This window comes from Pannonibacter phragmitetus DSM 14782 (genome assembly GCF_000382365.1).
Taxonomy (GTDB): Bacteria; Pseudomonadota; Alphaproteobacteria; order Rhizobiales; family Stappiaceae; genus Pannonibacter; species Pannonibacter phragmitetus.
Window position 1 is genome coordinate 17227 of record NZ_KB908235.1, and the last position, 17746, is coordinate 34972.

Genomic DNA, 17746 nt, shown 5'->3' on the forward strand with positions numbered 1-17746 from the left:
GAACAGATGGCAGCCATCACTCCACAGGCGCGGTGGCGGTTCCGTCAGCCGGGCGTGCTTCCCGGTTTCGGGCTCACGCTCGGCTACACGGTGACCTACCTGACGCTGATCATCCTCATTCCGCTGGCGGCGCTTGCATGGCGCGCCGCCGGGCTGGGGCTTGACGAATTCATCCGCATCGCCACCGACCGGCGCACGGTCGGGGCCTTGCGGGTCAGCTTCGGGGCGGCGTTCATCGCGGCCCTGATCAATCTGGTCTTCGGCCTGATCACCGCCTGGGTGCTGGTGCGCTACCGCTTTCCGGGGCGCGGTGTGATCGACGCGATCGTCGATCTGCCCTTTGCCCTGCCGACGGCTGTGGCGGGCATCGCGCTGACGGCCATCTATGCCCCCAACGGCCCCATTGGCGCGCTGCTGGCGCCCTATGGCATCAAGATCGCCTATGCTTTCCCGGGCGTGGTCATCGCTCTGGTCTTCATCGGGCTGCCATTCGTGGTGCGCACGGTGCAGCCGGTGCTGGAGGATCTGGACCGGGAGGTGGAGGAAGCGGCGGCAACCCTTGGGGCAGGGCGGTTCAAGACCATCTTCCGCGTGCTTCTGCCCGCTCTGCTGCCTGCCAGCCTCACCGGTTTCGCGCTCGCCTTTGCCCGCGGGGCTGGGGAATACGGCTCGGTGATCTTCATCGCGGGCAACATTCCCTATGTCACGGAAATCGCGCCGCTGCTGATCGTGATCCGGCTTGAGGAATTCAACTATGGCGCAGCGACGGCCATTGGCGCGCTGATGCTGATCATCTCCTTCGTCATGCTGCTGGTGATCAACCTGACGCAGGCCTGGAGCCGCCGGAGATATGGCCATGGCTGATCTTGCCTTTCTGACCCGCTCCTCGCCCATCAGCGAAAGCCCCCTGGCCAAGCTGCTGCTGGTGCTTCTGTCCCTGCTGTTCCTGACGGTGTTTCTGGCTCTGCCGGTGCTTGCGGTCTTCAGCGAAGCCTTCCGCAACGGGCCGGGCGCCTGGGTGGCGGCCATGCAGGATCCGGATGCTCTGTCTGCCATCCGCCTGACTTTGCTGGTTGCGGCCATTGCCGTGCCGCTCAATCTGGTCTTCGGCGTGGCGGCGGCCTGGGCCATTGCCAAGTTCGAGTTCAAGGGCAAGGCATTCCTGATCACGCTGATCGATCTGCCGTTCTCCGTGTCTCCGGTCATCTCGGGGCTGGTTTACGTGCTGCTGTTCGGCTCCGGCAGCGTGCTCGGGCCCTGGCTGAAGGGCTATGGCATCGAGATCCTCTTTGCCGTGCCGGGCATCGTGCTGGCGACGGTCTTCGTCACCTTTCCCTTCGTGGCGCGGGAGCTGATCCCGCTGATGCAGGAGCAGGGCACGGGCGATGAGGAAGCCGCCCTCAGCCTCGGGGCCAGCGGTTGGCAGACCTTCTGGCGTGTGACGCTTCCGAACATCCGCTGGGGCCTGCTCTATGGCGTGCTGCTGTGCAATGCCCGTGCCATGGGCGAGTTCGGCGCCGTATCGGTGGTCTCCGGCCACATTCGCGGCGTGACCAACACCATGCCGCTGCATATCGAGATCCTCTACAACGAATACAACTTTGCCGCTGCCTTTGCCGTCGCCTCGCTGCTGGCCGGTCTGGCGCTGCTGACCCTCATCCTCAAGACCGCAATCGAGCTGCGCTACGCCGGACAATTGTCCGCCTCGCGCGGCCATTGATGGAGCCTGACCCATGGAGCTTTCCATCCGCAACATCCGCAAGGATTTCGGTGCCGCCAATGCGCTGGAGGATGTGTCTCTGGACATTCATTCCGGCGAACTCATCGCCCTTCTGGGGCCGTCCGGCTCCGGCAAGACCACGCTGCTGCGGCTGATTGCCGGGCTTGAAGCACCCAGCAGCGGCCAGATCTTCTTCGGCAAGGAGGATGCGTCGCGCCGCGGCGTGCAGGAGCGGCAGATTGGTTTCGTCTTCCAGCATTATGCCCTGTTCCGGCACATGACCGTGCTGGAGAACATCGGCTTCGGCCTCTCCGTCCGCCCGCGCGCCTTCCGCCCGCTGAAGGAGGATATCAACCGGCGGGCGCTGGAGCTTCTGGATCTGGTGCAGCTTTCCGGCCTCGAAAAGCGCTATCCGGCGCAGCTTTCCGGCGGCCAGCGCCAGCGTGTGGCTCTTGCAAGGGCGCTCGCCATCGAGCCGCGCGTGCTGCTGCTGGACGAGCCTTTCGGCGCGCTGGATGCGCAGGTGCGCAAGGATCTGCGCCGCTGGCTGCGCGAGATCCACGACACCACCGGCCACACCACGGTCTTCGTCACCCATGATCAGGAAGAGGCGCTGGAGCTGGCTGACCGGGTCGTGGTGATGAGCCGGGGCCGGATCGAGCAGGTAGGCTCTGCCGATGATGTCTATGACAATCCCGGCTCGCCCTTCGTGCACCGTTTCATCGGCGAAGCATCTGAAGTGCCGGTGCGGATCGAGGGCGGGCAGGTGTGGCTCGATGACCGGCCCACCGGCCTTGCCGCACAGGGCGCTGCTGAAGGGGATGGCACGCTGTTCTTCCGCCCGGATCAGGTGGACATCACGCAGGGCTGCGGCGGCTGCTTTGCCGGCACCGTTTCCGCCAGCCGCCGCCATGCCGGCTCCCGGCGTCTCGAACTGGAACTCGGCGGCTCGCGCCACAAGGTGGAGATCGACGTTCCCGTCAGCCACCCGGCCTCGCTGCGCAGCCAGATTTCCTTCCGCCCGCTTGCGTGGAAGGTGTTTCCGTCCAATGGCGGGGCTGCCGTCTCCGGTGCGGCCGGGGAGGAGGCAGGCTCCCCCGCATCCGCGCGGGCCGCATCACGCTGAGGGCTTGTTGCCGGTTCCTTTTGCCGGGCTTGGGCTTTTGTCCTGGCCCGGCTAGAGTTGCGGCAGTGTAACAGCCGGACAGGATGGCGGCAGGGGCGGCGTGAGGTTCTATAAATGGCGCAAGCGCTCCGGCTGCATGATTCCATCCGAAGTGAAACGGATGAAGGCCAAGCGGCGGACCTTTGAGCAAATTGCTGTGGATTTGGTAACTAGCAGGTCGAGTGTATTTCGAGCGCTTCGTCCGCGACCGTTAGCTTTACTCTTTAAGGGGGGCAATGCCTTCTCAAGTTGGTGATTATCTAGCACTTTAAGCTTGCGACCCTCGGCTAGAATTGTCTACGCTTGCTGAACGCGGCCGAGCAGAAAGCGAAGGGTGAATATGTCATCCGATCTGAAGACAATTCAAAAATGTATCATGGGGTTTGCTAAGCGTTCTGAGAAGGTAAGCTCTGAGATATTGGCAAAGACTTTTGTTGATACGGAGCCGCTGGCGGATGTAATTCATACAAAGAATAGTCAGATTGTTTATGGGAGAAGGGGGACTGGAAAGACGCATGCTTTGTTATACCTTGCTGAGCAGGTTAACAGGGGTGGTGATTATGCAATATATATAGATTTACGTTCTATTGGCTCAGATGGATCAATTTACAATGATGATCGCCTCTCACTTGCTGAGCGGAGCTCAAGGCTTATTATAGATGTTCTCAATGCCATTGCCGGTCACTTGTTTGAGGTGGCTGTGTCAGCCATCAGCACCGCGTTGCATCCCCAGCAGATATCCCTTCGGGTTGATGACTTCGAAAAGGCGATTTCTGAGGTAAGGGTTGTCGGTGAAACGACTGCTCTTGTCAGAGAGGCCGCGACTTCACAGAGTGTTTCCGAAGTCCATGCTGATTTCTCGGTCCGTGACGGCTCTCTAGCGTTGGGAGGCAAAAGCTCCGGCAACTTTGGACATGAGTCAGAAAGGCACATGCAAAATGTTGGAAAACAACGTGTATCGGTAAACTTTGGCCGAGTGCAGGGAACTTTGCGGTCGCTCCTGTCCGTGCTTAGTCCTGGGACGTTTTGGGTCTTGTTCGACGAGTGGTCCGAGATTCCAGTCGACCTTCAGCCCTACCTCGCGGACCTTCTACGTAGAACTCTAATGCCCGTTGAAAATGTGGTGGTTAAGATCGGCGCTATAGAACATCGCTCGTTGTTTTATCTACCCGGCGAGAGAGGAGAGTATGTTGGTCTAGAGCTGGGAGCTGACATCTCGGCAGACATCAACCTTGATGACTTTCTCGTATTCGAAAGTAATCAGCATAGGTCCCTGCAATTTTTCAAAAATTTGTTTTACAGGCACTTGCAAGCGGGCGGAGACTTTGCAGACGTTAAGTCTGCTGATCAATTGGTTCAGCTCTTGTTCACGCAGGTCAATGCGTTCGAGGAATTGGTCAGGGCATCTGAGGGGGTCCCTCGGGATGCGTTGAATCTTGCTACTAAAGTTGTAACGAAGGCATTTGGGAACAAAGCGTCAGTCGTTGATGTAAGAACTGCGGCCAGGGATTGGTATCTCCAAGACAAAGCGTCGCCTGTTAACTCGAATGTTGTACTTTCGAGTATTTTGGAGTTTATTATTGACTATGTCATCGGTCAGCGCAAAGCGAGGGCGTTTCTAGTTAAATCAGGAAGTCGCGATAGTCATATCGATAGACTATATGATGCTCGAGTGATTCATACCTTGAAGAAAAACATTTCGTCTCACGACGAGCCAGGTGTCCGGTATGATGCATTTAAGATCGACTACGGATGTTATGTTGAGCTTATCAACACACAGAAAGCTCCAGCAGGCCTGTTCCAGACAGACGCTTTTGACTACATCGACGTCCCAGTTGACGATTATCGTTCGATACGCCGAGCGATTCTGAATGCGGAAGATATTCTGCGAATTGAGAGTGGTTTGTTTGGTAATTCAGCGTGCTGAAGATCGCTGTTTGTTGGTCTGGCTTTTGACTGCTCCATAGTTGGTGACGCGAAGCTGCTTTGGCACGAATGGAGTGCGCCTTGCAGTGCACGTCGAACATCTTATAGAAAGTGGCTGCAAATTGCTTGCCGCTATAAAAGCCGCTAGAAAGACACATTGGGGTGTACGAAATAGATCAATGGTATCAGCGTTTAAGGCGGCTCCACCCGGTCCCACGCCATCCTAACCAGACTGGGAAATTGAACGCATCTTTCTGGGAGAGGGAACTCCCGCCTCTGGGGATGGCCGCGCGCCGCTGTTGCCGCTGACGCTTCCTGTCTAGATTGGGTCTGACAGGCACAGGAGACGAGACGGTGAAAGTTGCGATTGTTGGCGCTGGTATTGGCGGGTTGCCGGCAGCATGGGCCTTGCGCAAGGCCGGTGTGGCGGTGACGGTTTTTGATCAGGGGCCGATCCCCAATCCGCTGGCCACCTCTCACGACGAGCACCGCATCACCCGCCACATCTATCCGGGGCTGGATGGCTACGGCCAGCTGATGCCACAGGCCTTCCGCGCCTATGATGCGCTCTGGCAGGATCTGGGGCAGTGCCATTTCGAGCCGCGCCCGATGGTGCATGTCTCGCGCGGGGAGGTGAGCTATTTTTCCGCCGCCGAAGCGGAAATGAACGCGCTGGGCATCCCCATCCGCCCCCTGCCGCTGGACGGGCTTGCGGCCATGATCCCGGTGCTGGAAACCTCCGGCATCCGCGAGGCTTTCGAGGTGGGCGGAACCGGTGTGCTTTTTGCTGCCCGCACGATCACCGCCCTTGCCGCCTGGCTGGCAGAAAACGGCGCGAACCTCAGGCCTCACTCCCGCGTGACGGATGTTGACCCGGATAGCGCCACGGTAACGGTAAATGGCAGCCGCGAGAGCTTCGATGCGGTCATCGTGGCCGCCGGTGCCTGGGTGAGCGATCTGGTGCCTTCCGCCGCCTGCCGCCTCGTGCCTTCGCGCCAGCTGGTGCTCTATCTGGAGCCGCCGCAGGATATGGCCGCCGCCTGGGCGCTGGCACCCATCATCATCGACATGGGCAGCGGCAGCTATGGCGCCTATGTCCTGCCGCCCTGCAACGGCACACGGCTGAAGATCGGCGACCACCGCTTCACCCGCATCGGCCACGGCAGCGATGACCGCACGCCCACGCCTGCCGACATTGCCCCGGTGCGCGAGGCCCTGACCGGCACGCTGCGCGGCTCTGACCGCTACCGGATCATCGAGGAAAAGATCTGCTACTACACCGTCTCGGCGGACGAGCGCTTCGTCAGCGAGCCGCTGGGCAAGTCCGGCTGGCTGCTCAGCGCCTGTTCCGGTCACGGCTTCAAGCTCGGCCCGCTGATGGGCCTCGGCGTGGCTGACGCCCTCACCGGCAAACGGACTGCGGAGGATGTATCGCGCTGGGCTGCTGGATTAAGTGGGGCCTGAGGGGCGGCCCTTCGAGGTGCTGCCCGTGCGGATGGGGAACGGCATGGGTGCCATGGTCAAGCCATGGCATGACGGAGTGTGTGGGTGGCCCGGAGTGTCAGAACCGGCGCTGCGGCCTTGCGCCGTCCAGCCACCTTGCGCAGTCCTGCCACCTTGGCAAAGTCCACGCCGCCATCACGCTAAAACCCCTCCACTTTCGTCATGCCATGGCTTGACCATGGCATCCACCCCGATGCGTCTCAGCACATTGTGCGCGGAATCGGTGACGACGCGACCCTTCGAGATTCTGCCCGTGCGGATGGGGAACGGCATGGGTGCCATGGTCAAGCCATGGCATGACGGAGAAAAGGGAGGGGCGGAGCGTCAGAACCGGCGCTGCGGCCTTGCCCCGTCCAGCCACCTTGCGCAGTCCTGCCTCCTTGGCAAAGTCCACGCCGCCATCACGCTAAAACCCCTCCGCTTTCGTCCTGCCATGGCTCGACCATGGCATCCACCCCGATGCGTCTCAGCACACTGTGCGGAGGATCGGGGCTCTGTGACGACGCGACCCCTCGAGATGCTGCCCGTGCGGATGGGGAATGGCATGGGTGCCATGGTCAAGCCATGGCAGGACGGAGTGTTTGGGTGGCCCGGAGTGTCAGAACCGGCGCTGCGGCCTTGCGCCGTCCTGCCGTCTTGCGCAGTCCCGCCGCCTCGCCAATGACCTCGCCGCCATAACGCGAGAACCCCTCCGCTTTCGTCCTGCCATGGCTCGACCATGGCATCCACCCCGATGCGTCTCAGCACGTTGTGCACGGGATTGGGCCCCTGTGACGATGAGACCCTTCGAGGTGCTGCCCGTGCGGATGGGGAACGGCATGGGTACCATGGTCAAGCCATGGCATGACCGAGTGTGTGGGTGGCCCGGAGTGTCAGAACCGGCACTGCGGCCTTGCGCCGTCCTGCCACCTTGCGCAGTCCCGCCGCCTCGCCAATGACCACGCCGCCATCACGCGAAAACCCCTCCGCTTTCGTCCTGCCATGGCTCGACCATGGCATCCACCCCGATGCGTCTCAGCACGTTGTGCACGGGATTGGGCCCCTGTGACGATGAGACCCTTCGAGGTGCTGCCCGTGCCGATGGGGAATGGCATGGGTGCCATGGTCAAGCCATGGCATGACGGAGTGAGGGGCGGAGCGTCAGAACCGGCGCACATGTTCGCCGCAGCTTCCCAAAAACAACAGCGCCCCAATCCATCGCTGGAAAGGGGCGCTGCCGTTTGCTTCGGTCAAAGTTCCGGGCTGATTACCAGCCGGCGAGAACTGCGCCGTGGAACGTGTCTTCCACGAACTTGCGCACTTCGTCGGAATTGTAGGTTTCCACGAGGGTCTTCACCCAGGCGGCGTCCTTGTCCTGCGTGCGCACGGCGATCAGGTTCACGTAAGGACCCTTCGGGCTTTCGCGCAGGATCGGGTCCTTGACCGGATCAAGGCCGGCTTCCTTGGCATAGTTGGTGTTGATGCCGGCGGCATCCACATCCGGCAGCGAGCGCGGCAGCTGGGCGGCGTCGATCTCGACGATCTTCAGGTTCTTCGGGTTCTCGACGATGTCGGCGATGGAGGCCTTGACGCCTGCATCTTCACGCAGCTTCAGCACGCCCGCGTCATCCAGCAGCAGCAGCACGCGGCCGCCGTTGGTCGGATCGTTCGGGATGGCAACCGTCGCGCCTTCCGGCAGGTCGGTGATCGCCTTGTGCTTCTGCGAATAGACGCCGATGGGAAAGTTGACCGTGAAGGCCACATCCGTCAGCTGATAGCCGCGGTCGGCCACCTGGTTGTCGAGATAAGGCTTGTGCTGGAAGGAGTTGGCCTGCAGATCACCGGCATTCAGCGCCTCGTTCGGCACCACATAGTCGGAGAATTCGAGGATCTCGATGTCGAGCCCCTTCGGCGCGGCAAGGCGCTTCACTTCTTCCATGATCTGGGCATGGGGGCCGGGGGTGACGCCGACCTTGATCGTCTCGGCAAAAGCCGGGGCGGCAGCGAAGAGGGTGAGGGCAGCAACGGCGCCCGTCAGGGACGCGGTAATGGACTTGAAGAGCATGTGAGCACTCCGGTTCTGGGAAAGGACAAGCGGAAACTTCAATGCCGGGCGCGCTTGTCGAAGCGCCGGGCAAGGCTGTCGCCAAGGCTTTGCACGCCTTGCACAAGAAGGATGAGCACCAGCACCACCGCCAGCATCACGTCGGGCATGAAGCGCTGGTAGCCGAAGCGGATGCCGAGATCACCAAGGCCCCCGCCGCCGACGGCGCCGACCATGGCCGAATAGCCGATAAGGCTGACGGCGGTGAAGGTGAGGGCGTGAGTGATGGCAGGCAGCGCCTCCGGCAGCAGCACCTTGCGCACGATCTGCAAGGGCGTTGCCCCCATGGCGCGGGCGGCCTCGATCAGGCCCTGATCCACGCCCCGGATTGCGCCTTCGATGACACGGGCAACGAACGGCGTGGCGCCGATCGTCAGCGGCACGATGGCCGCAGTGGTGCCAATCGACGTGCCCGCGATCAGCCGGGTCAGCGGCACGATGGCCACCACCAGAATGATGAAGGGGGTGGAGCGCGCCGCGTTGACGATGAGGCCCAGCACGGCATTGAGGGCGGGGGCGGCAAACAGCTCGCCCTTGCGGCTGGTGGCCAGGAACACGCCCAGCGGCAGGCCGATGGCCGTTGCCAGAAGGCCGGAAACGGCAACCATGTGAAGGGTTTGCAGCAGGCTGTCGAAGATCAGCTTGAGAATGTGCGGCGGCAGGAAATCAGGCAACATAGCCAAGCACCTCGCTGGTCAGGCCGTGGGAGCGGGCTCCCGCCTCAACGGCGGCAAGGGTTTCAGGTGCGGCATCGACGCTGACGACCAGCTGGCCATAGGTTTGGCCTGCGATCTGGTCGATCTTGCCCTGCACGATGGACAGGTCGAGCCCCAGCGTGCGCGAGAAGTGGCTGATGAACGGGCTCTGGCTGCCTTCGCCCTTGAAGATCAGGCGCACCAGCGCCTGCCCGCCGGGCTGGGGCGTGCTCTGCAACTTCGCGCGCAGATGCTCCGGCAGCACGGCGCCGGTCACGGCCGAGACGAAGCTGCGCGTGGTGGCGTGCTGCGGCTCTGTAAAGACATCGAAGGTGCGGCCATGCTCGACGATCTTGCCGCCGTCGATCACCGCCACCTCGTCGGTGATGGCGTTGATCACGCTCATTTCGTGGGTGATGAGCAGGATGGTGAGGCCCAGTTCCCGGTTCACCTGCCGCAGCAGGTCAAGGATCTGCTCCGTCGTTTCCGGGTCGAGTGCCGATGTCGCCTCGTCGGACAGCAGCACCTTGGGATCGGTGGCCAGAGCCCGGGCGATGCCGACGCGCTGCTTCTGGCCGCCGGAGAGCTCGGCCGGATAGCGGTCTGCCTTGCCGTCGAGGCCGACGAGATCCAGCAGCGGGCGCACCCGCCGTTCGATCTCGGACCGGCTGGCGCCGATGATTTCCAGCGGCAGGGCCACGTTGTCGAACACGGTGCGCCGGGCCAGCAGGTTGAAGTGCTGGAAGATCATGCCGATGGAGCGGCGCTCGGCGCGCAAAGCCGCTTCGCTCAACTGCGTCAGGTCGGTACCATCGACGATCACCGCGCCCCGGCTGGGACGCTCCAGCCCGTTGACGAGGCGGATCAGGGTGGATTTGCCAGCACCCGAACGCCCGATGACGCCCAGAATGCGCCCGCGCGCGACGGACAGGTCAATGTCCTTCAGCGCCTCGACGGCAGCATGGCCGCTGCGGGCCGGATAGATCTTCGCCACGCCCTTGATCTGCACCAGAGGCGCCGGGCTGCCGTCAGCTTCTGTGGACGCAAGACTGTGCGGATCGGGCGGAATGGATTGCATGTTCACGGGGGCAAGGAACCTGTTGGAAGGACCGCCCGCAACGCCCCGGGAGGGGGCCTGCTGGCAGACTGTGACTCTAATATCCCAGAGCCGCGCCTCCGGCGCGAGGGACCGGGTCATCTATATCGCCTCAATACCGGATCGGCTTGGCCCGAAACGCAAAATACGGGGAAAAAATTTTCAGGACGTGGCGAAGCCTCTGCCGCATTGACCGCATGCACGTGATGATTGATGAAAGCAGAAGAGCTGCAAGGGGTTGAGCATGCAGGAAGATCTTCATCATCTGTCGAGCCGGTTCTGGGCCAAGACCTTGGCTGCGGATCTGTTGGGGGGCGCGGCCTACAAGCCGGTGCTGCATCATCTGCTGGACGTGGCGGCCGCCGCCTATTGTCTCTTGCAGGCAAAGCCGGGCCTGTTGCGCCGTCTGGCAGTCCGGTATGACGTGCCGGAGTACCGCTTGCTGCTGGTGCTGGCGTTTCTGGCCGGGCTGCATGATCTTGGCAAGATTTCCCGCTGTTTCCAGATCAAGTGGCCCGAAATCTGGCCTGAGGACAAGTTTGGGCCATTGCTGCCGGTGGCGGGACGGTCGCACTGGCGCAATACGGCGCTGCTGTTGCGTGCGCCATCGATTGCGCCTCTGCTCACCGGGCTGTTTCCCTCTGTCAAGCCAGCCTACCTGCAAAGTCAGATGGCACCGCTGATTGCGGCCATTGCCGGACATCACGGTGTGCCGCCATCTCCTGACGATATGACAAGGGATGCCGTGAACGATCCCGATCTCGGCCCGCAGCTTGTCCCCATCGCTGCCCATGTGGCGGGGGAATTGGCGCGCATTCTGAAGCCCGAGCCGCTGGAAGGGCTGAAGGACAATTCTGCCTTCAAGGCCTTGTCCTGGCCTGTTGCCGGGCTGATCACGCTGGCGGACTGGGTGGGCTCGGATGCTGACTTCTTCGGGCCGCAGGACCCGGACATGGGCGCGGATGAATACTGGCCGCTGGCGCTGGAGGCAGCCGGGAAGGCCGTGCGGGAAAAGGGCCTGTGCCCGCCCGCCGCCTTCGCCGCGCCGGATCTCGCCCGCGTGGCCCCCGCTGCGGCTATCTCGCCCCGGCCCCTGCAACAGGCAGCAGCAGAGCTGCCGCTGTCCGGCCATCCGGCCCTCGTGATCCTTGAAGATACGGCGGGTGCCGGCAAGACGGAGGCAGCTCTTGTGCTGGCCGCACGCATGCTGGCAGAGGGCATGGGGGAGGGCGTCTTCATGGCCCTGCCGACCATGGCGACCGCCAACGCCATGTATGGCCGGCTTGCTCCGGTTTACCGGCAGTTTTTTGAAGACGGAAGCTCACCCTCGCTGGTGCTTGCCCATGGGCAGGCTTCGCTATCGCAGGTGTTCCGGGCCAGTGCGGCGCAGGCCGCCACTGCAATCCTTGATCCCGGCGCAGACGAACAGCCCGTTTCCGCCTTCTGTGCCAGCTGGCTGGCGGACAGCCGCCGCAAGGCGCTGCTGGCGGATGTGGGGGCGGCAACCATCGATCAGGCGTTTCTGGCCATCCTGCGCAAGAAGCATCTGGCCCTGCGGCAGGCAGGCCTTGCCAGCCATGTGCTGATCGTGGATGAAGCCCACTGCTTTGATGCCTATATGGGCGAGGAACTGGAGCGCCTTCTTGAACTGCACGCCATGCTGGGCGGCTCTGCCATCGTGCTGTCGGCAACGCTCGCCGAGGCGCAGAAGGCTGCGATGCTGAAAGCCTTTGCCAAAGGGCTGGGCATGCGCGCACCGCAGGGCCTGGATGCGGGGGCAGACCCTGCCGGTGTTCCCTATCCCCTGATCACCCGTCTGGATGCAGGCACCGTCACGCGAACCGCTCCGGGCACGGACCCGCGTCTCCACCGTGAGGTGACGGTGCGCCGGGCTGCCAGCCGGGAAGCGGTGATGCAGGAGGCGCTGGAAGCAGCCCGCCAGGGCGCTGCCGTTGCCATCATCTGCAATGCGGTGGACCCGGCCATCTGCATGTTTGAAGCACTCAGGCAGGCAGGCGGTGTGCCGGTGGACCTGTTCCACGCCCGCATGGCGCAGGTAGACCGGCAGGCCATCGAGGCGGAAGTTCTTTCGCGCTTCGGCAAGAATGCGCCGCAAGAGCGGCGCGCCGGGCGCACTCTTGTCGCCACGCAGGTGATCGAGCAGTCGCTGGACCTCGATTTTGATCTCATCTTCACCGACCTTGCGCCAGTGGATCTGCTGATCCAGCGTGCCGGGCGCCTGTGGCGGCACATGCCGCAGCGGCCCTTGGAAACCCGGCCCTTTGCCGCCCCCGCTCTTGTGGTGCTCTCGGCGGATCCGGACGAAGTGGCGGATGCGAAATGGGGCGTTGATGTCCTGCAGCAGGCGGCCTTCACCTACAGGCGGCCCGCTGTCTTGTGGCGCACGGCGCGCCACCTTTTTGACCGGGGCCGCATCGTCAGCCCCACGGACATGCGCCCGCTGATCGAGACTGTCTATGATGCAGGCAGCTGGGACGATGTGCCTGAGCCCCTTCATCAGGCCCAGCAGATGGCGGAAGGCGAGGAGCAGGGCAACCGGCAGCTGGCAAAATTCAATCTGGCGGCGCCTGCCGATGGCTACACCGGGCTTCAGGATCAGCTTTCCTCCGATGAGGAAATCGGCACAAGGCTGGGGGAGGCAACGCTCACCCTGCGCATCGCCCGGATGCGGGATGGAAAGCTGGTGCCGCTGGCCGAACCCGGCGGCCCCGGCCCCGATGCCATGGCAGAGGCCTGGGCCCTGTCTGCCCTCAGTTGCCGCAAGGCAATTCTTACCCGGCAGGGCAGGGATGCAAGCCCGGCACCGGACGCGGCAGAAGAAAGGTGCCGCACCGCTGCCCGCGAAACCCTGCGCCGCAGTTGGCCGGAGTTCGAGGCCTCCATCGTCATCGCCATTCTGGAGGAAGACGGCCATCTGGATGCGGGCCCGGACTTCAGCCGCTCGCTGTCCTACAGCCGCAGCAAGGGCCTGATGAACGGCGCGGCGCGAGAGTGATGCCGCTCTGCCAGAGCTGCAATCTGGCCGGGTTTCTCTTGCCTGTTACAGCCCTTTGCGCCACTCTCCAACCCGCCCCCGAAAGCCCCTGATTTTCCGGTAGCTTTCCGCTCTTTGAAATTCTACTGTCAGATCAATGCTCTCCAGCAAGAGTGTTCCCCGCACACGCGGGGATGAACCGGAACAGCGGAAGCCCAAGAAGGCGGCGCCGCTGTGTTCCCCGCACACGCGGGGATGAACCGTGGTGGCGGCGCTGGAGCGTTTTGCCGGGTTGGTGTTCCCCGCACACGCGGGGATGAACCGCTGGTGCTCTGGCATCTGGCCGACCGGCACCACGTGTTCCCCGCACACGCGGGGATGAACCGCGGATCAGCGGTCTTGCCGGGCAGATGGAGGAGTGTTCCCCGCACACGCGGGGATGAACCGGACATACTGTCCTCAATTCATCCCCGCTCAATGTGTTCCCCGCACACGCGGGGATGAACCGCCTGGGGCATGGTGGTTGGCAATGAAGATGATGTGTTCCCCGCACACGCGGGGATGAACCGCCTGTGATCATTGCAAGATGAAGATCAGCGGTGTGTTCCCCGCACACGCGGGGATGAACCGCCGTTTGCAGGTTTGTGGTGGCCTGATCAACGGTGTTCCCCGCACACGCGGGGATGAACCGCGTATTCGGCCTTGATCTTGTGCGAGCTTAGTGTGTTCCCCGCACACGCGGGGATGAACCGCGCTTTCCAGAGACAGGCCTAGCTCATCGACGGTGTTCCCCGCACACGCGGGGATGAACCGGTTGGGGACAGATTGCTGATGGTAGAGCGATTGTGTTCCCCGCACACGCGGGGATGAACCGCGCCACCAGTCACCACGAACCCAAGACTACCCGTGTTCCCCGCACACGCGGGGATGAACCGGTCTTGCGCAGGTAACTGCGGTTGAGGCCTGCGTGTTCCCCGCACACGCGGGGATGAACCGACGTTGCCCCCACAATTAGCAGCCGCACTACAGTGTTCCCCGCACACGCGGGGATGAACCGCGCGGCGTTCGGTGGCGGCAATACGAGCGGTGGTGTTCCCCGCACACGCGGGGATGAACCGGCTGGCGCGCAGGTTGGCTTGACCCTGCGGGCGTGTTCCCCGCACACGCGGGGATGAACCGCGGACAAATGACCGCGCTTTGTCCGCTTGTGTGTGTTCCCCGCACACGCGGGGATGAACCGACCAGCATTGCGGCAGGGATCCTCGTTACCGCGTGTTCCCCGCACACGCGGGGATGAACCGGCCAGCATGGCGCAGCGGCGGACGGCGGAGCTCGTGTTCCCCGCACACGCGGGGATGAACCGCGCTGCGCATTGCTGGCGCGATCCGCTCCGTGGTGTTCCCCGCACACGCGGGGATGAACCATGAACGTGGCCTTGGAGCCGGTGATAACATCGGTGTTCCCCGCACACGCGGGGATGAACCGGTGGCGGATCTGCGCGGCACGTGCCGGGACACGTGTTCCCCGCACACGCGGGGATGAACCGGCGAACAACGTAGGCCAACATCGCCCTACAGAGTGTTCCCCGCACACGCGGGGATGAACCGCGCCAGCTTTCCTTGCGTTGCGTTGAAGCTCTGTGTTCCCCGCACACGCGGGGATGAACCGGTTATCTGGACCCGGCTCCGGCTGATCCTGCGGTGTTCCCCGCACACGCGGGGATGAACCGTCCGTCAGGCTGGCCAGATCCTTGATCCACGGCGTGTTCCCCGCACACGCGGGGATGAACCGTCGTCTCGGTCCTGCTGACCAATCCTGGGGTCGTGTTCCCCGCACACGCGGGGATGAACCGCGCGGGTAGAGCGGGAAATGGATGCGGCGGCAGTGTTCCCCGCACACGCGGGGATGAACCGGTCACTTGGCGCCTCTACGACAACGTCGTGATGTGTTCCCCGCACACGCGGGGATGAACCGCGGCTTTGCCACTTCCTGGGGCAGATCGCCTGTGTGTTCCCCGCACACGCGGGGATGAACCGACCGCCGGAGAGGCGGTCCCGCAGATTGACTAGTGTTCCCCGCACACGCGGGGATGAACCGGGATCCGGAGTGCCGACGTTCTGCGTCTTGCCGTGTTCCCCGCACACGCGGGGATGAACCGGAAGACTGACCGGGAAGGCGGGCTGGGTGGCCGTGTTCCTCGCACACGCGGGGATGAACCGAACGCCTCAGGGTACAGCGTGCGCTTGCCGAAGTGTTCCCCGCACACGCAGGGATGGGCCGGACTTACGGCATCCTTGCTCTTGTTTGATGGACTGGAGGCAAAGGTATCGCAGAGGTCTCCTAGACAAATTGCACTCTATGGAGTACATGTTTATGGTCAATGTGATCAAGACGGATGCCTTTCACCGCTGGATGAAATCCTTGGCAGATCAGCGGGCGAGGGCACGGATTGCCATGCGCATAGACCGGCTTGCCGAAGGGAATGCGGGGGATTTTGCGCCGGTAGGCGAGGGCGTTTGCGAATTGCGGATAGATTATGGACCCGGCTACAGGGTCTACTATTTGCGGCGTGGTGACGCCTTGGTGCTGCTTCTGTGTGGCGGTGACAAGAGCACGCAACCGGCAGACATCAGGAAGGCTTTGCAGATCGCACATGAATGGAAGGACGGATGATGACAGTCCAACTCAGCCCTTTTGACAGTGCCGAATATCTCGACAGTGAAGAAGCCGTCGAGGAATATATGCTTGCGGCCTTCGAAACGGAGGATCCTGCCTTTATTGCCCGCTGCCTTGGCACTGTTGCCAGGGCGCGTAACATGAGCCAGCTCTCCCGCGAGACCGGCATGAGCCGTGCAGCGCTTTACAAGGCGTTGAGCGGGGAAGGTAACCCCGAGTTTGCGACCATCATGAAAGTGCTGCATGCACTCGGTATCAGGCTGGCTCCCAAGGTTTCCGCTCCCGTCTCCTCATGCTGACATGTGCCGGACTTCCCCCATCATTCGGCGATCGTGCTTCCGTGCCACTGGTGCTGGAGCCCTGAGCGGCTGCCGCGTTTTCTAAGAGCCATGATTGATTCCTTCCTGCCCTTGCCGTAAGGTTGAGGCTGGCGAGTGTTTGCATCCTTGAGTGGGGAGGGGCGGCATGGGCAGGCTGGTTTGGTGGCTGGGTGTTCCAGCCGTTTTCGGAGCGGGCGTCTTTGCCGGCGTGCTGTTTTCCCCGCCGCTGGGCACAGCGCTGCTTGAGGTGGCCGGGCTGGATGGCGGCGGCAGGAAGGCCCTGATCGACTACACAACGACAGGTGCCGTCGAGCCTTCGCCCGGACGTGATCCGGAGCCTGCCAGCGATCCGTCTGCCACAATTGCCCACCTGATGCATGGCATCGCGCAAACGGCATCTTACGCCTACCTTCACGAGCATGCCTATATCCTCTCTCCGCATGCCATCGCCTCGGGGGAGGATCTGATCCTGCCGCAGGATCTGACACGTCTCAGCCTCACGGAGTTGGGCAAGCGGCATGCGCAGGCTGATGCCGCCGGGCGGGCGGCGATCCTTGAAGAGGTTCAGCGGCGGGAACTGCGCGTCACCGAAGTCAGCGGCGAATTCTTCCCTGACATGGTTCTGGATTCACCGCACGATGCCTTCATCTATGTCAGCCGGGGCAAAAAGGGCGATACTGTCGCGGCAACCGGCCCTGCGGCGGCCATGAGCATCGGCGCCACGATGGAGCCCGTAACGCTGGCGCCGGTGCAGACGGAAACGTCATCCACCATCGGGGTGCAGTTGCGCGGTGCCGGGTTCGATATCGAGCCGAAGGAGATGATCTGGCGGCAGGTGCCCGACGGGCAGGAGGAAACCTTCCTCTGGGTGGTGACGCCCCGCAAGGAGGGGCAGCTTCAGTTGACGATTGATCTGCGGCAGAAACTGATCTTCGGCGGAGAGACCATCGAAAGACCCGTCCGCAGCTTCCCCAAGACCATTGCCGTCTCTGCGGATCTCTTCACACGGATCGGCAGGGCCGTTGGCGGCGTCAGCGTTGCGCTCGACACAGCCAACAAGATCGGCGTCGCCATCGCCGCTTTCCTCGGCATTGCGGGTATCGGAGGCCTTGGCACCCTGATCCAGTACCTCTACCGCCGCCTCCGCCCGCCCCGCGCTGCGGATGTGTGATGGGCAACTGGGAGGCGGTTGACATGCAGGGGATTATAGGGTTTTTCCGACGAGTTCCCCGCGTGTGCGGGGATGAACCGCTTTGTTGGTCGCTCTGATCATCAGACGTTTCCAGTTCCCCGCAAACGCGGGGTTTTCATTTTGAGGCTGAGTGATTTGTGTAGGAGACTTACCCGTTTGGCGTAAGCTTTGATGATCTCTCTGATAGGCTTGACGATAGATTGCGAATCGACCTATCTGATAGGCGCATCATCCGTAGTGGATGATGGAAACGAAAACGCCCCGCACGGCCATGCGAGGCGTTTCAATCCGAAAGGAAACCATGCTGAAAATCGCAGAAATGATATTGTCTCAGATTCTGTCCACAATCGTTGATTGGCTTGTATCAGAAGCCAT

13 protein-coding genes and 1 CRISPR repeat array are annotated in these 17746 nt (G+C 62.5%); of the genes, 9 read left to right on the forward strand and 4 right to left on the reverse strand.

The window, feature by feature from the left end; all coding sequences use genetic code 11:
- Positions 1–6: 6 nt before the first annotated feature.
- The 5 genes from cysT (at position 7) to H163_RS0120300 (ending at position 6275) form a co-directional block, all read left to right on the forward strand.
- The gene (gene cysT, locus H163_RS0120280; protein WP_019966453.1) at positions 7–864 is read left to right on the forward strand and encodes a sulfate ABC transporter permease subunit CysT; all 858 of its coding nucleotides are present in this window, start codon (positions 7–9) and stop codon (positions 862–864) included.
- Positions 851–1720, forward strand: a complete 870-nt coding sequence (cysW, locus tag H163_RS0120285; RefSeq protein WP_019966454.1) for a sulfate ABC transporter permease subunit CysW — start codon at positions 851–853, stop codon at positions 1718–1720. The genes cysT and cysW overlap by 14 nt, the downstream gene beginning before the upstream one ends.
- A 13-nt stretch (positions 1721–1733) precedes the next feature.
- Positions 1734–2846: a sulfate/molybdate ABC transporter ATP-binding protein gene (locus tag H163_RS0120290; protein WP_019966455.1), complete on the forward strand. Its 1113-nt coding sequence runs from the start codon at positions 1734–1736 to the stop codon at positions 2844–2846.
- Positions 2847–3225: 379 nt separating this feature from the next.
- Positions 3226–4812, forward strand: a complete 1587-nt coding sequence (locus H163_RS0120295) for an ORC-CDC6 family AAA ATPase (RefSeq protein ID WP_019966456.1) — start codon at positions 3226–3228, stop codon at positions 4810–4812.
- A 353-nt stretch (positions 4813–5165) separates the two neighbouring features.
- Positions 5166–6275, forward strand: a complete 1110-nt coding sequence (locus tag H163_RS0120300) for an NAD(P)/FAD-dependent oxidoreductase (RefSeq protein WP_026356119.1) — start codon at positions 5166–5168, stop codon at positions 6273–6275.
- 870 nt (positions 6276–7145) lie between these two features.
- Here H163_RS0120300 and H163_RS24500 read toward each other — a convergent pair.
- The 4 genes from H163_RS24500 to H163_RS0120325 form a co-directional block, all read right to left on the reverse strand.
- Positions 7146–7313: a hypothetical protein gene (locus tag H163_RS24500; protein WP_155975147.1), complete on the reverse strand. Its 168-nt coding sequence runs from the start codon at positions 7311–7313 to the stop codon at positions 7146–7148.
- Between the two features lie 247 nt (positions 7314–7560).
- Positions 7561–8358, reverse strand: a complete 798-nt coding sequence (locus H163_RS0120315) for a MetQ/NlpA family ABC transporter substrate-binding protein (protein WP_019966459.1) — start codon at positions 8356–8358, stop codon at positions 7561–7563.
- A 38-nt stretch (positions 8359–8396) separates the two neighbouring features.
- Positions 8397–9074: a methionine ABC transporter permease gene (locus H163_RS0120320; protein ID WP_019966460.1), complete on the reverse strand. Its 678-nt coding sequence runs from the start codon at positions 9072–9074 to the stop codon at positions 8397–8399.
- Positions 9064–10170, reverse strand: a complete 1107-nt coding sequence (locus H163_RS0120325; RefSeq protein ID WP_019966461.1) for a methionine ABC transporter ATP-binding protein — start codon at positions 10168–10170, stop codon at positions 9064–9066. Before H163_RS0120325 ends, H163_RS0120320 begins: the two co-directional genes overlap by 11 nt.
- Before the next feature lie 262 nt (positions 10171–10432).
- Between H163_RS0120325 and H163_RS23320 the strand changes: the two genes are divergently transcribed.
- The 4 genes from H163_RS23320 (at position 10433) to H163_RS0120345 (ending at position 17350) form a co-directional block, all read left to right on the forward strand.
- A complete protein-coding gene (locus tag H163_RS23320) occupies positions 10433–13204 on the forward strand; it encodes a CRISPR-associated helicase/endonuclease Cas3 (RefSeq protein WP_019966462.1) in 2772 nt (923 codons plus the stop codon).
- Positions 13205–13356: 152 nt separating this feature from the next.
- Positions 13357–15463: a CRISPR direct-repeat array (repeat unit 29 nt; unit sequence GTGTTCCCCGCACACGCGGGGATGAACCG).
- Positions 15464–15556: 93 nt separating this feature from the next.
- On the forward strand, positions 15557–15856 hold the full coding sequence (locus tag H163_RS0120335; protein WP_026356121.1) for a type II toxin-antitoxin system RelE/ParE family toxin: 300 nt from the start codon (positions 15557–15559) through the stop codon (positions 15854–15856).
- Positions 15853–16158: an addiction module antidote protein gene (locus H163_RS0120340; protein WP_019966464.1), complete on the forward strand. Its 306-nt coding sequence runs from the start codon at positions 15853–15855 to the stop codon at positions 16156–16158. The genes H163_RS0120335 and H163_RS0120340 overlap by 4 nt, the downstream gene beginning before the upstream one ends.
- A gap of 166 nt (positions 16159–16324) precedes the next feature.
- Positions 16325–17350, forward strand: a complete 1026-nt coding sequence (locus H163_RS0120345) for a hypothetical protein (RefSeq protein WP_019966465.1) — start codon at positions 16325–16327, stop codon at positions 17348–17350.
- Positions 17351–17746 lie beyond the last annotated feature (396 nt).